Genomic DNA, 20,490 nt, shown 5'->3' on the forward strand with positions numbered 1-20,490 from the left:
ATTATTGATAGCTAATATAGGCTTCTGCTAACTCCATGTAGTCTACACACTTAAATTCTTTATTTTCAATTCTAATTAATAACTGAGGTGTATCCTTAAAATATTCAGAAGCTCTATTTCTAAATCCTCTGTTTTTATTAATGTGACCAAAACCCTCTCCATATGTTGTTATGAAAGTCGGTAATTCTTCTCCTGGACGTTTAAATAAAAATGAAATAGTATCAATGATGAAACTACTATTACCAGTTCTAGAAACTAATACATTGTTATTGTTAAAAAAATAAGTCTCTGCTAGATTATAAACATTTAACTCAGGCTCATTTAGTCTAACTAAAAACCAAAATTTACCACCCATCATTTTTACTTTTTTATTGGGCTTGTTTTTTTTAGATTTATATGGATATGTGTAATTATTCCTTTCAAACAAATATTCTAAATTATTATAATAATAAGAGACTTGATAAATGGTATTATTTTTAATTTTCTTTGTCTTTCCTTCTATTGTTGTTTTGTAAGTAATTGAACTTTTTAGCATTGCATTGGAGGGAAGTGTAGCAAAACCTTCTATAGTTTCACCATTTGTAAATACTATGCTTGTTTTGTAATATTCTTTAGCAGATACGTTGATGGTTGTCAATAACACTATAATAACAAGTAGATTTTTCATATTAAAAATTATATTTTTCATTTAATTTTCAAAAGCATATTTTATAATATTGGCGCCCATTTTCAAAGCCTTTTCCCTAACATCTTCTGGGTCATTGTGTACTTCTTGGTCTTCCCATCCATCACCTAGATCACTTTCAAAAGTGAATAACAAGACGAGTCGATCTTCTTGGAATATTCCAAAAGCTTGAGGTGCTTTACCGTCATGCTCATGAATTTTTGGTAATCCATTTGTGAATTCAAAAGCTGAACTAAAAATTTCATGATTCTTGGGTATTTCAACCAATTCACTATTTGGAAATACTTTCTTTAGTTCTTTGGTAATATAAGGTTCCATTCCGTAGTTATCATCAATATGAAGAAATCCACCAGAAATTAAATAACTTCTTAAGTTCTCAGCATCATCATCACTGAAGAAAACATTTCCATGACCTGTCATATGCAAAAAAGGAAATTGAAAAATATCAGTACTTCCAACTTCAACAGTTTGCACACTTTGGTTAATATTTGTATCAATATTATCATTACAGTATTTTACCAAATTTGGTAATGCGGTAGGATTACTGTACCAATCTCCACCACCTTTGTATTTTAGAATGGCTACATCCTGAGAAAAAAGGATTAAAGAAAATATAGAAAAGGCGATAGTGAAATAAACTTTCATATTACTCATTAGTATAGGCTACAGAATGACAAGCTGCAATTGCTGCTGTTTCAGTTCTAAAGCGTGTCTCACCCAAAGTTACAGGAATAAAGTTGCGATGCAAAGCCATTTCAATTTCTTTAACGCTAAAGTCGCCTTCTGGTCCGATTAAAATAGTACAATCAATAGCCGCTTTTAATTGAGATTTTAATGATTTTTTATCCGTTTCCTCGCAATGCGCAATGAAAATTTGATTATTAAATTCTTGAATAATAAATTCTTTAAAACCAATAGGAGGATTCAGCTTTGGTAAATAACATTGTAAGGATTGCTTCATTGCAGACTGAATAATTTTTTCAAATCGCTCTGTTTTTACAACCTTACGTTCACTATGGTCACAAATAATAGGTGTAATGGTTGCTATACCTATTTCTGTTGCTTTTTCTAAAAACCATTCGTATCTATCATTCATTTTTGTAGGCGCAACAGCCAAATGTAAATTGTAATTTCGTTTAGGTTGCAAGGTTTTAGAAATAATAGAAACAACACAGTTTTTTTGTTCTGCAATAGTTATTTCTGCGGTAAAAAGCCAACCCTTTCCGTTAGTAATGTGTAAAATGTCACCTTCTTTTTTTCTTAAAACTTTGGCAATATGTTTGCTTTCGTCTTTGTCGAATTTAAAGCTGATGTCGTTATCAGAAATATTTGGATTATAAAATAGTTGCATTAATCTAAATCTTCAGAAAATTTTAAAACTGTTATCTCTTCAATAGGTGTTTTTACTTCGGTTTTAACAACTAAATAGTATTTGTTATTTTCTATGTCATCAACAGTAAATACTTCGTTTAAAGGATGCTTTTCGTTAAAAGCTACTTCGTCAAAAGCAGTAGACATATCACCAGTTTTTATCCAACCAGTATCGCCTCCCATTTTCGCTGTAGGACCAGAAGAATTATGCTTTGCTAAATCTTTAAATCTATAGCCTTCATTATGCAGGGCTAGGACTTTATTTCTTTTTACAATGACATCTTCTAAAGAAGTTTTTGAAGCATCAAATACAATAATGTCGAATTTTGAATACATCACTTCAGACTTATCAATGACTTTATAGTAGGTTTTTTTAAAGTCAGTTTTAATTACTTTTTTTCCGCCTTTGGCTAAATTAAATAAATCGTTAGCTAATCTGGTTTTGTGTTTTGCTTTGTTAAAGGTGAAAATTTTGCCTTGTTTTGGTTTATTTTCTTTTAAAAAAGTCGTTGCTTCTTCAGAGCTAGAAATTGAATCTAGTTGTTGTTCTAATGTGTCTTGAGAAAAACTGAATAACGGAATAAATAGGAAAAGCGTAAATAAATACTTCATGTTTAATTAGGTTTTGATTTAAGGTATTACAAAACAACTAAAATTAGAGATACAATAAAAGTAAAGTGATAAAGATGTTAACAGATGTTTTAACAATTTAGAAAATTATGCAAGTATTTAGTTTATTACAACTTCAAACGTGCTGTAGCCATTACATCAAAATCTGAAAAATCCTTTTCTAAGTATTTCAAATAACCAACAATGGCAATCATTGCAGCATTATCAGTAGTGTATTCAAATTTAGGAATGTAGCTCGTCCAGCCAAATTTGCCTTCAGCATCTTTTAATGCTTTTCTAATACCCGAATTTGCAGAAACGCCTCCACCAATTGCAATATGGCTAATTCCGGTTTGTTTCACGGCTAATTTTAATTTTGCAATTAAAATTCCGATAATAGTATATTGAATTGAAGCACAAATATCATTAATATTCTCTTTAATAAAATTGGGATTAGCTTTCACTTCACGCTGAACAAAATAAAGAATATTGGTTTTTAATCCAGAAAAGCTAAAATTCAATCCATCAACTTTTGGTTTTGTAAACTGATATGCTTTGGGATTTCCCAGTTGCGCTCTTCTGTCTATTTCAGGACCAGCAGGATAGCCTAGTCCTAAAACTTTTCCGCTTTTATCATAAGCTTCGCCAACAGCATCATCAATAGTTTCTCCTAAAACTTCCATTTCAAAATGGCTTGTTACTTTTACAATCTGAGTATGCCCTCCAGAAATGGTCATTGCTAAAAAAGGAAATGGAGGCTTGTTATGGTCTTTTTCGTCTATAAAATGTGCTAAAATATGCGCTTGCATATGGTTAATATCTATTAAAGGAATATCTAAACCGTAAGCCAAAGATTTAGCAAACGATGTACCAACTAACAAAGAACCCATTAAACCAGGACCACGTGTAAAAGCAATTGCGCTTAGCTCTTCTTTTTTAATTCCTGCTTTTTCAATTGCTTGGTGAACCACAGGAACAATATTTTGTTGATGTGCACGCGATGCTAATTCTGGTACAACACCACCATATTCTGCATGGATTTTTTGGTCTGCTACTACATTGCTTAAAATACGGTCGTTACATAATATTGCAGCTGATGTATCGTCACAAGATGACTCAATTCCGAGGATGTAAATATTTTCTTTTTCCATAGTCGATATTAGGCACAATAATTGTTAATTTTACAAGTTAAAGTCCGGCACCTCATTTAACAACGTATTGTAAGGACAAAGGTAATAAGTTTTCAAACATTAAATCGTAATAATTTTATCAAACGGATACTCAAAATATTAGGTAAAATAGTAGCAATAATATTGCTGCTTTTTTTCATTTTGTTTTTGGTACTTTCTATACCGGCTGTTCAAACTAAACTAGGTAAATACGTCACAGATAGATTAAATAATGATTTTAAAACAGATATCAACGTTGGTAGAGTTGGTTTACAGCTCAATGGCGATGTAGAGCTAAAAGAAATCTTAATTAGAGATTATAAAAAAGATACGCTGATTAGTGTTGGTGAATTAAATAGTTCAATAATTAGTTTTAAGAATTTAATTGATACTAAATTGAATTTTGGAGATATTGATCTTCAGAATGTAATTTTTAATCTTAAAACCTATAAAGGAGAAACAGATACCAATTTAGATATTTTTGTTGCTAAGTTCGATGATGATAATCCTAGAGTTGGCCCAAGTGAATTTCTTTTTTCTTCTAGTGATTTATCAATTGAAGGTGGCATTTTTAGATTAACTGACGAAAATTTAGAAACTCCAGATATTTTTGAGTTTTCTGAGCTCAACGCTAATGCTACTAATTTTCTAATTAATGGTCCAGAGGTTAGTACTCGTATAAATAAATTTAGTTTTAGGGATAGCAGAGGTATTGCTGTTAAAAATCTAATGGCAAATTTTGAATATACGCTAGATCACATGACGTTTGGTGATTTAAATATAAAAACAGAAGCATCTGAATTAAAAGGTGATTTAAGGTTTAATTATAAACGAGAAGATTTAAAATACTTTAAAGATAAAGTTAATGTTGTCGCTAGTTTTAGAGATTCGGACATATCACTCACAGAACTTAATGCGTTTTTTGACGAATTTGGTACTGACCAACATGCTAAATTAAATGCAGATTTAACAGGTACTTTAAATAACCTTTACGCAACTAACCTAAATGTAAGCACAACTACTAATACAAGAATTATTGGTGATATAACGTTTAAAAATTTATTTAGTAGAGAGGATGATAGTTTTGCATTACAAGGAAATTTCCAAAATTTAGCTTCAAATTACAGAGATTTAACGGCTTTATTGCCGAGACTTTTGGGTAATTCTATTCCTAGTGTGATTTCTAAAGTTGGTAATTTTAATATTAAAGGTACCTCTTTTATAACCGCAAAAACTGTCGAAGCAGATATTGAAATAAATACTGATTTAGGTTTTATTAAATCTGACTTAGAACTCACCAATATTGATAATATAGATAATGCTAATTACATTGGTAATGTTGTTTTAAAAGAATTTGATATAGGTAAATTAATTAATGATCCATTAGTTAAAAGAACTTCATTAAATCTAGATGTAGATGGAAAAGGCTTTACAATAGATAATCTTAGAACCGATGTAAAAGGAGCCGTTTCTACATTAGAATACAACGGTTATACTTATAGGGATATTGAACTATCGGGTGATTTAGGAAACAAAATATTCAATGGAATTATTAATGCAGAAGATTTAAATCTTCAACTTAATTTTAATGGATTAATAGATTTTTCGCAAGACGTTAAAAAATTCGATTTTAAAGCCAAAGTAGGTTATGCTAACCTTAACGAATTAAACTTTGTAACAAGAGATAATATTTCGGAATTTAGAGGTTTAGTAACTATGAATGGTACGGGCTCTACGTTTGATAATGCAGAAGGTGCCATTAATATTAAAAATACCACTTATAAAAACCAAGACGGAAGTTACGACTTTCAAGATTTTGATATTGTGTCTTCATTTAAAGGCAACGAACGTACTATTGCAATTAATTCACCAGATATTATTGACGGAAACATTACAGGTCAATTTAATATTGAAGATGTTAGAGGTTTAATTGAAAATTCAGTAGGTAGTATTTATACCAATTATGTACCTAATGTTTTAGAAGAAGGACAGTATCTTGATTTTAAATTTAATATCTACTCCAAAATTGCAGCTGTATTTTATAAAGAACTTATACTTGGAAAGAATACTTTTATTGAAGGACGTATTGAGACGGATGAAAAAGGATTTGAACTTTCCTTTAATTCGCCAGAGATTAAGTTTAAAGATTATTTTGCTAATAAAATCAATGTAAGCATAGATAATAGCAACCCTTTATATAATACATTTATAGAAATAGATAGCATTGGTACAGGTGTTTATAATGCTTCACAATTCAGTTTAATTAATGTTACGAAGCGCGATACATTATTGATTAAATCAGAATTTAAAGGAGGAACAAATAATGCAGATAATTATAACCTAAATCTGTTTTATACTATAGATGAATTAAATCAATCTGTTGTTGGGATAAGAAAGTCAGATGTGAAATTTAAGGGTTATGAATGGCTTTTAAACTCAAAAAAAGATACGCTTAATAAGATTCGTTTTGATAGAAAATTTAAAGCTTTTGACGTCTTTCCTATTAGTATAACCCAAGGGAATGAAGAAATTTTGTTGTCGGGAAAAATAACGGATTCCGTCAATAAAAACTTTAATGTCGATTTTAAAGATGTCGAGTTAGTAAAAATTACACCTCGTATAGATAGTTTAGCACTTAAAGGTTTGGTGAATGGTAAACTCCAAGTCTTGCAAAATGATGGTGTTTATTTGCCAAAGTCTAATGTAGAAATTAGTGGGCTATTTGTAAACGATTATGATTTAGGGAATCTGAAAGCCAAAATAGAAGGCAACAATTCTATTACAAATTATAAGGTAGACGTGTCTCTTATAAATGATAATATAAAATCATTAGGAGCAAAAGGTACTATTGATGTTGCAGAAAATAATCCTACCATAAATTTAGATGTTGTTTTCGAGGAATTTTTACTAGATCCACTAAATCCGCTTGGAGAAGGTGTTATAAATAATATAAGAGGTTTAGTTTCAGGAAAAGCAAAGGTTAGTGGAAGTCTAAATAAACCGAGTATAGATGGCGAATTATTACTAGATAGAGCAGGTATGTCTATTCCTTATCTAAATGTAGATTATGGCTTTGATTTTGATTCTAAAGTAGAATTAAAAGGTCAACAATTTATATTTAAGAATGTGGCTATGACCGATTCTAAGTATTTCTCAAAAGGAAATCTAAATGGTTTTATTGAGCACCATAATTTTTCTAAATGGAGATTAGGTTTAAGACTTAATACAGATAGACTCTTAGTTTTAAATACCGAAGAGTCTGAGGACGAGCTATATTATGGTACAGGTTTTATTTCTGGTACCGCAGAAATAAAAGGACCAACAGAGCAATTAGTTATTGAAGTAAATAATGGTAGAACAGAAGCTGGTACAGAATTTTTTATTCCGCTTAATGATGCCGAAAGTTTTGGTGATAACTCATTTATACATTTTTTAAGTCCTGAAGAGAAGGAAGCAAGAATTAAAGGTGAAATTTCAGAACAAATAGAAGTAAAGGGGTTGATTTTAGATTTTGATTTAAATGTTAACCAAAACGCAACCATAGAAATTGTAATAGATAAAGAAGCAGGTAGTACTATAAAAGGAAAAGGTGAAGGAACCCTTAATTTCTTTATAAATACTAACGGAACCTTTAATATGTTTGGTGATTTTACAGTCTATGAAGGTTTTTATAATTTTAAGTATGGTGGCTTTGTAGAGAAGAAATTTAAGGTTGAAGAAGGCGGAAATATTGTTTGGCAAGGTGATCCTTTGGGCGCAGAATTAAATTTAAAAGCTGTTTATTCGGGTAGTGCCAATCCTTCAGTCTTGTTAGATAATCCAATAACACAGAGTATAGATGTAGATGTAGAAATACATTTAACAGGCCAATTAGAGCAGCCAGAACCTACATTCGATTTTAGATTTCCAGGAGTGAGTTCAACCGTTAAATCTGAGTTAGACTATAGATTATCCTCTAAAGAAGAAAAGGACAACCAAGCCCTAATCTTTTTAGCAACAGGTGGTTTCTCTAATGGTATACAAGGTGCTAATTTTACTGGTACAATATCTGAGCGACTTACAGGTATTGTAAATAATTTATTTGGCACAAACAACGGTAACTTAGATGTTGGTTTCGATCTAGAACTAGGACAAGATACACCAAACCTACAAACAGATAATAAGTTTGGAGTAACACTTCAAACTAAAATTAACGACAAAATATTAGTTAACGGAAAAGTTGGTGTACCATTTGGTAGCGCTAGTCAAACTGTAATTAGTGGTAATGTGCAAATAGACTTTTTATTAAACGAAGATGGTACTTTAAGAGCCAAGGTCTTTAATAGAGAAAATAGTATTGTAAACCTTGGTGATGAAATTGGTTATACCCAAGGTGTCGGTTTATCTTATAATGTAGAGTTTGATACTTTTAAAGAACTTCTTCAAAAAATCTTTTCAGGTAAAGATAAAAAGAACAACCCAACTAAAAATGAGGCGGAAAAAGACGCAAATGATAAGAGCGATTTTATGCCAGATTTCATGTCAGTGAAAGAAAAAAAGGATAAAACCAAGTCTTAAAAACCTAAAATCTTTCTTTTTATTAAAATACTTGTTAACGAAAACGTTTGAATTGTTTCTTCGCGTAATATTTATGACAATAGTCACTTTTTTCTATATATTGTTTCTTAATTTTACTGTAAATAAATTATAAAAATGCTACATACAATTAAAAAAATAGGTGTTTTAACATCTGGAGGAGATGCTCCAGGAATGAATGCCGCAATTAGATCTGTAGTAAGAGCTTGTGCTTTTCATGATATAAAATGTTACGGTATTTATAGAGGCTATGAAGGAATGATTGATGGTGATTTCATAGAAATGGATGCACGAAGTGTAAAAGGTATCATTAATAAAGGTGGTACAATTTTAAAATCTGCAAGATCAAAAAGTTTCAGAACTAAAGAAGGAAGACAAATAGCATACGATAAACTAAGAGAAGCCGGTATTGATGCTTTTGTAGTTATTGGTGGTGATGGTAGTTTTACAGGAGCTATGATTTTTAATCAAGAGTTCAATTTCCCGGTAATGGGAATTCCTGGTACTATTGATAACGATATTTTTGGTACAACTCATACACTTGGTTACGATACAGCTTTAAATACAGTTGTAGAAGTAATAGATAAAATTAGAGATACAGCAAGTTCACATAACCGATTATTCTTTATTGAAGTTATGGGACGCGATGTTGGGCATATTGCTTTAAACGTTGGTGTTGGCGCTGGTGCTGAAGAAATTTTAATACCTGAAGAAGATTTAGGTTTAGATCGTTTAGTAGAATCTTTAAGACGAAGTAAAGCTTCAGGGAAATCTTCTAGTATCGTTGTAGTTGCAGAAGGTGATAAAATAGGTAAAAGTGTTTTTGAACTGAAAGATTATGTTGATGAAAACATGGCGGAATACGAAGTACGTGTTTCTGTTTTAGGACACATGCAACGTGGTGGATCTCCATCTTGCTTCGATAGAGTATTGGCAAGTAGAATGGGAGTGAAAGCTGTAGAAAGTTTAATCACAGGTAAAAGTAATTACATGGTAGGTATTAAAAACGATATCATGGATTTAACACCATTTGACCAAGCAGTAAAAGGAAAATCAAAAATTAATATGGAACTTTTAAGAGTTTCAGACATAATGTCAATTTAATAATTAAGAACACAAATTAAAATAACAATAGAGAAATGGCAAATTTAAAATTAGGAATCAACGGATTCGGTAGAATAGGTAGAATTGTATTTAGAGCAACAGTAAAACGTAACGACGTAGATGTTGTAGCTATTAATGATTTGTTAGATGTAGAACATTTAGCATATTTATTAAAGTATGATTCAGTTCATGGAAGATTCGACGGAACTGTTGAAGTAAAAGATGGACATTTAGTAGTAGATGGTAAAACAATTCGTGTAACAGCAGAAAGAGATCCAAAAAACTTAAAGTGGGATGAAGCAGGAGCAACAGTTGTTGCAGAATGTACAGGTATTTTTACAACTTTAGAAACTGCTCAATATCATATTGATGGTGGTGCTAAAAAAGTAGTAATTTCTGCTCCAAGTAAAGATGCACCAATGTTTGTAATGGGTGTAAATGATAGTAAATTAAAAGCTAGTGATACTATTGTATCTAATGCATCTTGTACAACAAACTGTTTAGCTCCAATAGCAAAAGTTATTGAAGATAACTTCGGAATTGAAGAAGCATTAATGACAACTATTCACGCAGCAACTTCTACACAATTTACAGTAGATGCACCTTCACGTAAAAATTACCGTTTAGGTCGTTCTGCAATTAATAACATTATTCCTTCTTCTACAGGTGCTGCAAAAGCAGTAGGAAAAGTAATTCCTGAATTAGATGGATTATTAACAGGTATGGCATTTAGAGTGCCAACTGTAGATGTTTCTGTAGTAGATTTAACTGTAAAAACTAAAAAGGATACCACTTTAGCAGAAATCAAAGCAGCAATGAAAAGTGCAGCTGAAGGTTCTATGAAAGGTGTTTTAGGTTATACTGAAGATGCAGTAGTATCTCAAGATTTTGTAAGTGAAGAAAGAACTAGTGTTTTTGATGCAGATGCTTCAATTGAACTTAACTCTAAATTCTTCAAATTAATTTCTTGGTATGATAACGAATTTGGTTATTCTAACAAATTAGTTGATTTAGCTCAAAAGGTAAATAGCCTTTAAGACATATTATTAATTCTGAAAATTCCGTAGGATTATGTTTTGTCATAGACTACGGAATTTTTATTTACACACATTATCATGATTTTAATTACAGATGGTGGTTCTACAAAATGCGATTGGATTGCAATAGATGAAAACGGAAAACAAACCGTTGATAAAATTAGAACCAAAGGTTTGAATCCTGCTATTGTTGCAGAAAAAAAATTAAACAAAACAATTCGTAAGAGTAAAGAGTTAATGGCAATTGCCGACGAGGTAACGCATATATATTTTTATGGCGCTGGTTGTGGTACTGATAAACCTACATTATTACTAAAGTCAATTTTAGAATTTTATTTTAAAAATGCTATTGTAGAAGTTAGAGAAGATACTTATGCAGCAGTAAGAGCATGTATAAATACTAATGATGAAGCAGCGGTGGTTTGTATTTTAGGTACAGGATCTAACTGTAGTTATTATGATGGTAGAGATTTACACCAACGCGTATCTAGTTTAGGCTTTATATTAATGGATGATGCCAGCGGAAATTATTTTGGTAAGCAATTGATAAGAGATTATTACTTTAATAAAATGCCAGATACAATTAGCGTAGCATTTGCGCATAAACATAACTTAGAAGCTGACTATATTAAATACAACTTATATAAGCAAACTAATCCAAGTGCATATTTGGCAGATCATGCTGAGTTTATGTTTATTAATAAAGATTCAGAATATATTAGCAATCTTATAACTAACGGAATTCGCTTGTTTACAGAAAATATGATTCTTCAGTATAAAGAAGAATTAAAAGAAGGAATTCCAGTTCACTTTGCAGGTTCTATAGCTTATTTTGGTCAAGATGAAATTAAGCAAGTTGCTGCAGAATATGGATTTAAAGTTGGTAACTTTGTAAGACGACCAATAGAAGGGTTAGTGAATTATCACGTTAAGAATCTTTAATATGGAAATTGCAATAATTGCTCACGATGGTAAAAAAGCTGAAATGGTTCAGTTTTTAAATCAGAATAGTGAAATTTTAAAACAAAAAAAGATAACATTAATTTCTACAGGTACTACTGGAGAAAAAGTAAGTAAAGCAGGTCTTGAAGTTAAGGCCTTACTTTCTGGACCTTTAGGTGGAGATGCGCAAATTGCAGCGAGAGTAGCTGAAGGACAGTGTGATATGGTTTTGTTTTTTAGAGATCCATTAGATCGTCATCCGCATGAGCCAGATATTCTTATGTTAATGAGACTGTGTGATGTTCATAATGTTCCGTTAGCAACAAATCCTGCAACAGCAGAATTACTTATAAAAGCTATATAATTTTTAATAACCTGTTAATAAAACTAGTCAAGGCTGTTGTAAAACTTATATTTTGGTTATATCTTTGTACTATTAAAACGTAAATGAAACAAGAATTATGTTCGAATTTGATCAATATTTAGGATTTTTAGCATTTTTAACCATATTAACTATAGGGTTTTGGTTAATGATTTTCCTTTTAACCTTCGTTATTCCTTACTGGGTGTTTGGTTCGGCATTTGAACGTTTAAAAGAAATAAAAGAAGAAAAGAAGGCTAAGCGTGAAGGTTTAACCCTAGATTAGTATTCTAAATTTTATAAAAAAAAGAGCGCAAATTAAATTTGCGCTCTTTTTTTTATAATAATTGTATTTTTAAACCTGCAAAACACCCATATTAAAAGGTTTTTCAATAGGAGCGTGGTTAGCAGCTTCAATACCCATAGAAATCCATGTTCTAGTATCTAAAGGATCAATAACACCATCAGTCCAAATACGAGAAGCTGCATAATAAGGGGAGACTTGATCATCGTATCTCGATTTTATTTTATTAAATAATTCTTCTTCTTTTTCTTTAGTTATTGTTTCACCTTTCTTTTTAAGTGAAGCCGTCTCAATTTGAAGTAATACTTTTGCGGCCGAATTTCCGCTCATTACAGCCAATTCTGCACTTGGCCAAGCAGCAATTAATCTTGGGTCATATGCTTTTCCACACATGGCATAATTTCCTGCGCCATAGCTGTTACCTAAAACAATTGTGAATTTTGGTACAACAGAGTTACTTACTGCATTTACCATTTTTGCACCATCTTTGATTATTCCAGAATGTTCAGATTTACTACCAACCATAAATCCTGTCACATCTTGTAAGAAAACTAATGGAATCTTTTTCTGGTTACAATTGGCTATAAAACGTGTAGCTTTATCTGCAGAGTCATTATAGATAACTCCACCAAATTGCATTTCACCTTTGGCTGTTTTTACTAGTTTTCTTTGGTTAGCAACAATACCAACAGCCCAACCCTCAATTCTAGCGTAAGCTGTAATAATCGTTTTTCCGTAATCTTCTTTATATTCTTCAAATTCAGAATCATCAACTAAGCGTTTAATGATTTCTTTCATATCATATTGGTCAGCTCTACTTTTAGGTAGAATTCCGTAGATATCATCCGGATTCTCTTTTGGTTTTTTAGATTCAGCTCTGTTATATCCAGCTTTATCAAAATTACCAATTTTATCAACTATATTTTTTATTTTATCTAAAGCATCTTTGTCATCCTTTGCTTTATAATCGGTTACACCAGATATTTCACAATGTGTAGTTGCACCACCTAAAGTTTCATTATCTATAGTTTCGCCTATGGCAGCTTTTACTAAATAGCTTCCGGCTAAAAATATGCTTGCTGTTTTATCAACTATTATCGCTTCATCACTCATAATTGGTAAATAGGCTCCTCCAGCAACACAGCTTCCCATAACGGCTGCTATTTGGGTAATTCCCATACTACTCATTACAGCGTTATTTCTAAAAATGCGCCCAAAATGTTCTTTGTCTGGAAAGATTTCATCTTGCATTGGTAGAAAAACACCAGCACTATCAACTAAATAAATAATTGGTAAACGATTTTCTATAGCAATTTCTTGAGCACGTAAATTTTTCTTTCCTGTAATCGGAAACCAAGCACCTGCTTTTACAGTTGCATCATTTGCAACTACAATACATTGTTTGCCGTTTACATAACCCATTTTTACAACAACACCTCCAGACGGACAACCACCATATTGCTCATACATGGCATCTCCTGCAAAAGCACCAATCTCAATAGACTTAGCTTTTGAATCTAAAAGATAGTCCACACGTTCTCGAGCAGTCATCTTTCCTTTAGCTTTGTGCTTTTCTATACTTTTTTCACCACCACCTAATTTAACTTTAGCAAACCGTTTTTTTAAGTCGGAAACTAATAGTTTGTTGTGATCTTCGTTTTGGTTGAATTTAATATCCATTAATAGAGATTTGTTTTGTACGAATTTACAAAACGAAACTATTTTTGGAAAGCTAATGTTTTGTTAAAAAGTATTACATGGAAATATATTCCTAGGTATATAAATATATTTTATTATATATTTGCACTCTAATTAAATTACAAATAGAATGAAAAGAGATAAAATTATTTTTTATGTTGCCACAGGTTTATTGACATTATTAATATTGTTTTCAGTAAACATGTATTTTTTTAAGCACGATATGGTGTCAGAAATGTTTATAGGTTTTGGATATCCTTCGTATATTATTTACCCTTATGCAGTTGCCAAGTTATTAGGTCTATTTGCGCTATGGTATCCAAAGTTTAAAGCAATTAAGGAATGGGCATATGCAGGATTCTTTTTTGCATTTATTCTTGCCTTTTTTGCACATTATATGATTGGAGATGGAGGACAAATGACAGCATTAGTAGCATTAATACTTTTAATCGTTTCTTATATATTTAACAAAAAATCACAAAAGTAGTATGAAAAATATTATAGCATTTGCAGGAAGTAATAGTAAAAAATCCATAAATAAACAACTCGCTAGTTATGCAGCTAGCTTAGTTGATAATGCAAAAACAGAGGTTCTTGATCTTAACGATTATAATTTGCCACAATATAGCGTAGATTTTGAGCAAGAAAATGGTTTTCCGGAAAATGCTAAGCGTTTTGTAGAAGCAATTAGAAATGCAGACGGAATTATAATTTCCCTTGCAGAACATAATGGTGCTTATACATCTGTATTTAAAAATTTATTTGATTGGATGTCTCGAGTAGAGCAAAAAACATTTCAAAATAAACCAATGTTATTAATGGCAACTTCTCCAGGAGTTAGAGGAGGTGCTTCTGTTTTAGCTATTGCAAAAGACAGATTTCCAAGACATGATGCTGATATCGTTGGTGAATTTTCATTACCATCGTTTTTTGAGAACTTTTCAGAGGGAAAAATTAGTAATGATGGTTTAAATGAACAATTGCTAATTCAAGTTAAGCAATTTGAAAGCGCATTATAGATTTTGGTATTAAACGTGTAATTTAAAAGCTAGTAGATAAATAAAAAGAAATAAATGGGCGATTTTTCTAAAGATATCAATTCAACTTTTCCTAATCAAAAGGTTAAGGCCATGCTGAACATTATGTTCACAGCAAATTGGATTAATAGTTACCAAACTTCATTTTTTAAACCTTTTAAAATTTCATCTCAGCAATATAATATTCTCCGAATTTTAAAAGGAGCAGACGAGCCTTTAAAAGTTCAAACTATAAAAGAGCGAATGATAGAAAGGTCACCGAATGTAACGCGTTTAATGGACAAACTCTGTTCAAAAAACTTAATAGAGCGTATTTCTTGTCCAGGAGATAGACGCGTCGTTCATATAAAAATTACGGTAGAAGGATTAAACCTATTAAACGATATCTCTAAAGCAAATAAGAAAGATTTATTAGGGAATTTAACAGAAGAAGAGGCATCTCAGTTAAGTGACTTGTTGGATAAGGTAAGATGAACCAAGTATTTAAAATAGGTTAGCGTAAATACATTTTGTTAGAACCAAAAATTACATTAAAAATGAGAAAAGTAATTCATAAAGCAGAGAGTAGAGGATTTGCCAATCATGGATGGTTACAAGCTAATCATTCTTTTAGTTTTGCTAATTGGTATAGTCCTGAAAAATTACATTTTGGAGCGTTAAGGGTATTAAATGATGATATTATTGCTCCGAAAATGGGTTTTGGAACACATCCACATGATAATATGGAGATTATCACAATTCCGCTTAAAGGAATCTTAAAACATCGTGATAATATGAATGACGATTGGCAAGCCGTTATACCAGGAGAAGTGCAAGTAATGTCTGCAGGAACAGGAGTTCAGCATTCTGAAATCAATGGTTCTGTTGAAGAGCATTTAAGTTTGTTTCAAATTTGGATTATTCCTGAAAAGCGAAATGTTCAACCTCGTTACAGTCAAAAAATGTTTAAAGCTGAAAATAGAAAAGGAAAGCTTCAGACTTTGGTAACATCATTTAAAAATGAAGATAAAGAAAGTTTAAAAATTCATCAAGATGTAAAACTTTCAAGAATTGATTTATCTGAGGAGGAAGAATTTACATATGATATTAAAAGTGAAGGTCATGGCGTTTATGTGATGATTATTTCAGGTGATATTAATTTTGAAACCGAAGATTTAAAAACGAGAGATGCCATTGGTATTTCAGAAACAAATAGCTTTCAACTTAAATCAAATTCAGACAGTGAATTATTATTTATTGAAGTTCCAATGATTAAAATATAGTTTTTCGTTCATAATTATAGCAGAAGCATCACAAATCGTGATGCTTTTTTTATTTAAAATGCGATATTTGTATAATAACTAACTAGTAAAACTAAAAGATTAAGAATATGGCGATGAATAAAAATACAGTATTGTCTTGGGCAACTTGGATAATGATATTTGTAGGATGTGGATTAATTGCTCTTGGCGCATTTAGATATGATGATGTAGCAGGTTGGGGATTTGCAGCTGTTGGTGGTGGATTTTTTTGTATCGCTTGGGTTTTTAACGCATTAAAAGGTCGCGTTTAATCCGATTAGATAATTTTAAACTATTTAAAAACAAACTTTTATACCTATACAATGAGTGACGATAAAAAAGTAATTTTTGCTATGTCTGGTCTTACAAAGACCTTTCCTGGAGCAAACACACCTGTTTTAAAAAACATATATTTAAGTTTCTTCTATGGAGCTAAAATTGGTATTCTTGGTTTAAACGGGTCAGGTAAATCTACCTTATTAAAGATAATTGCAGGCGTTGATAAAAATTATCAAGGTGATGTGGTTTTTCAACCAGGTTATACGGTTGGCTATTTAGAACAAGAACCACAATTAGACGATGATAAAACGGTTATGGAAATCGTTAGAGAAGGTGCTGCAGAAACAGTAGCAATTCTTGATGAATACAACAGTATTAATGATCAGTTTGGTTTAGAAGAAGTATATAGCGATGCAGATAAGATGGAAAAGCTTATGAATCGCCAAGCTGAATTACAAGATCAAATTGATGCATCAAATGCATGGGAATTAGATACCAAGCTAGAAATCGCTATGGATGCTTTGCGTACTCCAGATGGTGATAAGAAGATAGGTGTACTTTCTGGTGGTGAGCGTCGTCGTGTTGCCTTATGTCGTTTATTACTGCAAGAACCAGATGTATTGTTATTAGATGAGCCAACTAACCATTTAGATGCAGAGTCTGTACATTGGTTAGAGCATCATTTAGCGCAATATAAAGGAACTGTAATCGCTGTAACGCACGATAGATATTTCTTAGATAATGTTGCTGGTTGGATTTTAGAACTCGATAGAGGTGAAGGTATTCCATGGAAAGGGAATTACTCATCTTGGTTAGATCAAAAATCTACACGTATGGCTCAAGAGAGCAAAGTAGCTTCTAAACGTCAGAAAACATTAGAGCGCGAGTTAGATTGGGTACGTCAAGGTGCAAAAGGAAGACAAACTAAGCAGAAGGCGCGTTTAAAAAATTACGATAAATTGATGAGTCAAGATCAAAAGCAACTTGACGAGAAGTTAGAAATCTATATTCCAAATGGTCCACGTTTAGGAACTAATGTTATTGAAGCCTCTGGTGTTGCAAAAGCTTATGACGACAAGTTGTTATATGACGATTTAAACTTTAATTTACCTCAAGCAGGAATTGTAGGTATTATTGGCCCAAATGGTGCAGGTAAAACTACCATTTTCAGAATGATAATGGGAGAGGAGAATCCTGATAAAGGAGAGTTTAAAGTGGGAGAAACAGCAAAGATTGCATACGTTGATCAAAAACACTCTAACATAGATCCAGAAAAAACAATTTGGCAAAACTTTAGTGACGAACAAGAGTTAGTTATGATGGGTGGAAAAGAAGTGAATTCTAGAGCCTATTTAAGCCGTTTTAATTTCTCTGGAGGAGAACAAAACAAAAAAGTAAAATTACTTTCTGGTGGTGAGCGTAACCGTTTACATTTAGCAATGACGTTAAAAGAAGAAGGTAATGTATTACTTTTAGATGAGCCAACTAATGATTTAGATGTTAATACATTAAGAGCTTTAGAGGAAGGTTTGGAGAACTTTGCAGGTTGTGCAGTTGTGATTAGTCACGATAGATGGTTCTTAGATAGAATCTGTACGCATATTTTGGCTTTTGAAGGTGATTCACAAGTCTATTTCTTCGAAGGAGGATTTAGTGAATACGAAGAAAATAAAAAGAAACGTTTAGGTGGTGATTTAATGCCAAAACGAATTAAGTATAGAAAGTTAGTTAGATAATTTTATTCTAATAAAACCAATCAAAAAAGCCTACATATTGTAGGCTTTTTTAGTTTTAGTATATATGGTTGTTACTTGTAAAATAATTTTCTTCAATATCAAGATTTTCTAGTTCCTTATAATTCCCATTGAATTTATCAATTTCGTTCTTAATAGATGCGTCGTGTTCATGAGCATACAAATCAGATTTGCTATAGATAGTATATATTAAAAAAAGTATAAAGAATAGAATAAGAAGTGCTACTTCCATAACCTACATTTAATTGTCTCCATAAAGATGACCACTTGGTGTATCTTCACCAGAGTCTTCATAATCTTTAAATGCATTAGTTTGCATTAATTTTTTGTTTTCAGCCTTTAACTTATACATCTTTAGAATTGCAACAATAATAAGTACTAAAAACACCGTAGCTACTGAAATTAAAATCATGGTAAGTTGCGTAGTAGTCACAATCAGAGCCTTAGAGAGTAGATTTTTAAGCATATCTTTTGGTATAGAATTGGGGTTCTAAAATGCTAAGATAGAAAAAATCTAATTCTTAATTCTTTAATTTTAAATTAATTACGTTTAATAATTGTAAAAATCACCGATTAAGAGTTTGTTAAATCCGTTAAACAACAGTGTTTTATAGCGAAGTACGACTTTTGTTGATTAGATAAAACTTTAAATTTTAACATTTAATAATTATATAGTGAAGTCATATCTTTTTAATTCTATTCATTTTTTAGGTTATCAAATGTTATTTAGTACAATTCGTAAAATAATTTCAGCATAAATTGTAACATTTTTATAATTAGATCTACCTATATTTTAGTAAGTAAAGTTTTTATAGTCTTAAAAAATTACCGAAATTGTTAACCTTAAACTGTTCAACTTAATAATACGATACAATATGTCTGATGATTTTGATTTATTAGAAACAAATTCCAACGAAAAAACAGCGAAAGTCGATGTAAATTGGGGAAAAGCCATAGACCAAATGAAGTCTAAATTGGCACAGGAAGATGATCCTGAAAGTCGTCAGAAAATATTAAATGCAACATTAGATAATGTTGTTGATATGGCGGAAAAAGATAGAACCACTTTATTAGATGCTATTAAAGACTTAACGGATTACCAAGATGAAGTTGGGATTATGTTCGAAGGTTTTTCAGCCTTAAATGCTTCAGAACAAAAAATCATTGATGATTCAATAAAACGTTTAGAGCGCGCAAAAGTTGAGTTAGAAGATGCAAATGCAAAGCCAGATACATTTTGGAACAATCTTTTCGGTAGAAAAGGAAAAATAAAAACCGCAGAACAAGAGCTTAAAGAAGCTCAAAAAGTGCGTGATGCTGCAGATAATAAAGCAAAAGCGATGTTTCAGCAACGTATTGAAACTGCAGATGTACAAACCTTATTAAATGAATTGTCATTTAAGAGTCAAGCAGCAGTAAAACGTTTAAAAGACAGAGAGATTGAAATTAAAGAAGTAGAAGAAAGTCTTAAAACAGCTATTGTAGAAGCATCTAACAATCATACAAAAGCACTTCAGAAGAAAAAAGAAGTAGAGGATAAGCTCGAAACTGAATATGCTTTATTAAAACAAGCACGTCAAGCTTTAGAAGAAGTTGCCGATAAACAATCAGAAGAATACTCTAAGGCTCTAGGTGCTGTAACAACATTAGAGCAAAAAGTAGAAGAATTAGAAGGACTTAAAAATGCGTATACTACGCTAGCCGCTTCAAAAGATAGTTTTGTTCACAAACATAATCTTACTATTAAAGTTTTAACGTCGTTACGTAGCAACTTACAAACGCATCGTGCAAAATTAAAGTCAGATACAGACGAGCGTCTTAAATATTACGATGGTTACGTTGTGGCTTTAAAAGCACGTACAGATCAAGAGTTTGCAGCCATTTTAGAACATTTAGGAGTTAAAACAGATGAGCATATTGGTGAAACTTTAGCATCAATGCATACAGCAAGTGCTAAAGCACGTCAAGAAATGATGGACAACATTCCTGTTCACGAAAAAGTAATGCAAGGTGTTTACGGAAGTTATGCTGAAGCTTTACAAGAAATTAGAGAAAAGGATAAGTCTATTCAAAAGAATTTCGCAGATCGTTACGGAATTGATATGAAAGAAATTTTTGAAGATTATTACGCAGCAGATGCAAATGCACCATCTGGTGATGGAGGAGGAGAGCCAGCAGGCGAACCAAAGCCAGAAGCTGGTGATGATGACCTTTTAGGATAATTTAATGATGGCGTTACCTACTTTTGTTTTAAGGACAAAAGTAGGTCAGGCTTTCCACTATAT

Annotated in this window: 21 protein-coding genes; 13 read left to right on the top strand and 8 right to left on the bottom strand. The window is 31.6% G+C overall.

Annotated elements, in window-relative coordinates:
* Position 1: 1 nt before the first annotated feature.
* The 5 genes from Q0807_RS10495 to tsaD all read right to left on the bottom strand — a co-directional run bounded on the left by Q0807_RS10495 (position 2) and on the right by tsaD (position 3,816).
* On the bottom strand, positions 2–667 hold the full coding sequence (locus Q0807_RS10495; protein WP_299109485.1) for a hypothetical protein: 666 nt from the start codon (positions 665–667) through the stop codon (positions 2–4).
* A gap of 21 nt (positions 668–688) precedes the next feature.
* Positions 689–1,330, bottom strand: a complete 642-nt coding sequence (locus Q0807_RS10500) for a DUF4159 domain-containing protein (protein WP_299110224.1) — start codon at positions 1,328–1,330, stop codon at positions 689–691.
* Position 1,331: 1 nt separating this feature from the next.
* Positions 1,332–2,036 carry a 16S rRNA (uracil(1498)-N(3))-methyltransferase gene (locus Q0807_RS10505; protein WP_299109488.1) on the bottom strand — a complete coding sequence of 235 codons (705 nt, stop codon included), beginning with the start codon at positions 2,034–2,036 and terminating at the stop codon, positions 1,332–1,334.
* Positions 2,036–2,668 (bottom strand): peptidylprolyl isomerase, encoded by a 633-nt coding sequence (locus Q0807_RS10510; protein ID WP_299109491.1) that lies wholly within the window; start codon positions 2,666–2,668, stop codon positions 2,036–2,038. The genes Q0807_RS10505 and Q0807_RS10510 overlap by 1 nt, the downstream gene beginning before the upstream one ends.
* Positions 2,669–2,793: 125 nt before the next feature.
* The gene (gene tsaD / locus Q0807_RS10515) at positions 2,794–3,816 is read right to left on the bottom strand and encodes a tRNA (adenosine(37)-N6)-threonylcarbamoyltransferase complex transferase subunit TsaD (RefSeq protein ID WP_299109493.1); all 1,023 of its coding nucleotides are present in this window, start codon (positions 3,814–3,816) and stop codon (positions 2,794–2,796) included.
* A 186-nt stretch (positions 3,817–4,002) separates the two neighbouring features.
* Between tsaD and Q0807_RS10520 the strand changes: the two genes are divergently transcribed.
* From Q0807_RS10520 to Q0807_RS10545, 6 genes are all read left to right on the top strand, one after another.
* Positions 4,003–8,391 (top strand): translocation/assembly module TamB domain-containing protein, encoded by a 4,389-nt coding sequence (locus tag Q0807_RS10520; protein ID WP_299109496.1) that lies wholly within the window; start codon positions 4,003–4,005, stop codon positions 8,389–8,391.
* Between the two features lie 135 nt (positions 8,392–8,526).
* Positions 8,527–9,513 carry a 6-phosphofructokinase gene (pfkA, locus tag Q0807_RS10525; RefSeq protein ID WP_299109498.1) on the top strand — a complete coding sequence of 329 codons (987 nt, stop codon included), beginning with the start codon at positions 8,527–8,529 and terminating at the stop codon, positions 9,511–9,513.
* Between the two features lie 35 nt (positions 9,514–9,548).
* Positions 9,549–10,550, top strand: coding sequence for a type I glyceraldehyde-3-phosphate dehydrogenase (gene gap / locus Q0807_RS10530; RefSeq protein WP_299109501.1), 1,002 nt, complete (start codon positions 9,549–9,551; stop codon positions 10,548–10,550).
* 78 nt (positions 10,551–10,628) lie between these two features.
* Positions 10,629–11,492, top strand: a complete 864-nt coding sequence (locus Q0807_RS10535) for an N-acetylglucosamine kinase (protein ID WP_299109504.1) — start codon at positions 10,629–10,631, stop codon at positions 11,490–11,492.
* Between the two features lies 1 nt (position 11,493).
* The gene (locus tag Q0807_RS10540; RefSeq protein ID WP_299109507.1) at positions 11,494–11,856 is read left to right on the top strand and encodes a methylglyoxal synthase; all 363 of its coding nucleotides are present in this window, start codon (positions 11,494–11,496) and stop codon (positions 11,854–11,856) included.
* Between the two features lie 97 nt (positions 11,857–11,953).
* Entirely contained in the window at positions 11,954–12,139 is a 186-nt protein-coding gene (locus Q0807_RS10545; RefSeq protein ID WP_299109510.1) for a hypothetical protein, read from the top strand.
* A 69-nt stretch (positions 12,140–12,208) separates the two neighbouring features.
* On the opposite strand, the gene Q0807_RS10550 is transcribed toward Q0807_RS10545, so the two are convergent.
* Positions 12,209–13,837 carry an acyl-CoA carboxylase subunit beta gene (locus Q0807_RS10550; protein ID WP_299109513.1) on the bottom strand — a complete coding sequence of 543 codons (1,629 nt, stop codon included), beginning with the start codon at positions 13,835–13,837 and terminating at the stop codon, positions 12,209–12,211.
* Positions 13,838–13,985: 148 nt separating this feature from the next.
* On the opposite strand from Q0807_RS10550, the gene Q0807_RS10555 reads away from it, so the two are divergent.
* From Q0807_RS10555 to ettA, 6 genes are all read left to right on the top strand, one after another.
* The gene (locus tag Q0807_RS10555; protein WP_299109516.1) at positions 13,986–14,342 is read left to right on the top strand and encodes a DoxX family protein; all 357 of its coding nucleotides are present in this window, start codon (positions 13,986–13,988) and stop codon (positions 14,340–14,342) included.
* 1 nt (position 14,343) lies between these two features.
* Positions 14,344–14,874, top strand: a complete 531-nt coding sequence (locus Q0807_RS10560; RefSeq protein WP_299109519.1) for an NADPH-dependent FMN reductase — start codon at positions 14,344–14,346, stop codon at positions 14,872–14,874.
* A gap of 54 nt (positions 14,875–14,928) precedes the next feature.
* Positions 14,929–15,366, top strand: a complete 438-nt coding sequence (locus Q0807_RS10565) for a MarR family winged helix-turn-helix transcriptional regulator (RefSeq protein WP_299109522.1) — start codon at positions 14,929–14,931, stop codon at positions 15,364–15,366.
* 62 nt (positions 15,367–15,428) lie between these two features.
* Positions 15,429–16,154 carry a pirin family protein gene (locus Q0807_RS10570; RefSeq protein WP_299109525.1) on the top strand — a complete coding sequence of 242 codons (726 nt, stop codon included), beginning with the start codon at positions 15,429–15,431 and terminating at the stop codon, positions 16,152–16,154.
* A 107-nt stretch (positions 16,155–16,261) separates the two neighbouring features.
* Positions 16,262–16,444 carry a CAL67264 family membrane protein gene (locus tag Q0807_RS10575; RefSeq protein ID WP_173301102.1) on the top strand — a complete coding sequence of 61 codons (183 nt, stop codon included), beginning with the start codon at positions 16,262–16,264 and terminating at the stop codon, positions 16,442–16,444.
* A 51-nt stretch (positions 16,445–16,495) separates the two neighbouring features.
* Positions 16,496–18,187, top strand: a complete 1,692-nt coding sequence (gene ettA, locus Q0807_RS10580) for an energy-dependent translational throttle protein EttA (RefSeq protein ID WP_299109534.1) — start codon at positions 16,496–16,498, stop codon at positions 18,185–18,187.
* A 55-nt stretch (positions 18,188–18,242) separates the two neighbouring features.
* On the opposite strand, the gene Q0807_RS10585 is transcribed toward ettA, so the two are convergent.
* Positions 18,243–18,437, bottom strand: coding sequence for a hypothetical protein (locus tag Q0807_RS10585; RefSeq protein ID WP_299109536.1), 195 nt, complete (start codon positions 18,435–18,437; stop codon positions 18,243–18,245).
* 9 nt (positions 18,438–18,446) lie between these two features.
* Positions 18,447–18,671: a hypothetical protein gene (locus Q0807_RS10590; protein ID WP_299109538.1), complete on the bottom strand. Its 225-nt coding sequence runs from the start codon at positions 18,669–18,671 to the stop codon at positions 18,447–18,449.
* 409 nt (positions 18,672–19,080) lie between these two features.
* Here Q0807_RS10590 and Q0807_RS10595 point away from each other — a divergent pair, with 409 nt between their 5' ends.
* Entirely contained in the window at positions 19,081–20,427 is a 1,347-nt protein-coding gene (locus tag Q0807_RS10595; RefSeq protein WP_282030938.1) for a microtubule-binding protein, read from the top strand.
* Positions 20,428–20,490 lie beyond the last annotated feature (63 nt).

This window comes from uncultured Winogradskyella sp. (assembly GCF_947495255.1).
Classification (GTDB): domain Bacteria; phylum Bacteroidota; class Bacteroidia; order Flavobacteriales; family Flavobacteriaceae; genus Winogradskyella.